Annotated in this window: 1 protein-coding gene; it reads left to right on the top strand. The window is 36.8% G+C overall.

What is annotated here, in order from left to right:
- The coding region (locus GMA8713_RS26380) for an ATPase, T2SS/T4P/T4SS family (protein ID WP_198159619.1) at positions 1–370 on the top strand (370 nt) is incomplete at its 5' end.
- Between the last annotated feature and the right edge of the window lie 187 nt (positions 371–557).

Genomic DNA, 557 nt, shown 5'->3' with positions numbered 1-557 from the left:
TAACACCACGGCCTTTTTGAAATCAAAAAGCGGCACAGATATAGCGGGGCTTAAATTTTCTGACTTTATTAACTCCATGTTGCGGCTTCGTCCTGACAGGATCTTACTTGGAGAAATTGACATTGAAAATACAATGGCATTTTTGAACATTGCTAACTCTGGTCACTCTGGTTCTATCTCGACTATTCACGCCGAAAACAGAGAGGAAGCTTTAAACAAGCGCTGTTTGAATGCCCAACTGTCAGGAGTGAAAGGGGATAAGAGCGTTATTATGGGGTATGCTACAGAAGCCATTGACGCTTTTGTTTCTTTGTCAAAAACGATTGAGAATGGAAAGCGTGTTTTTAAGGCACTGATCACTGAAGCGTAATGGTTTCTGTAAGTTATTTTGCTCTAGTGATATTATAAATAATATAAACACCGCTAGAGCAATCATTATGAAACTAAAATATTTATTCCAGTTTGTTTTTTCTCTTTTACTTCAACACCTTCTTTTTCTTGGTCTATTAATCCTTTTTGTTGATAGCGCGATTATTACCCATAATTTATCTTCGTTT

Source organism: Grimontia marina (genome assembly GCF_900060185.1).
GTDB classification, from domain to species: Bacteria; Pseudomonadota; Gammaproteobacteria; order Enterobacterales; family Vibrionaceae; genus Enterovibrio; species Enterovibrio marinus.
Note: the sequence above shows the minus strand (reverse complement) of the source record. Positions and strands in the feature narration are given on the sequence as shown.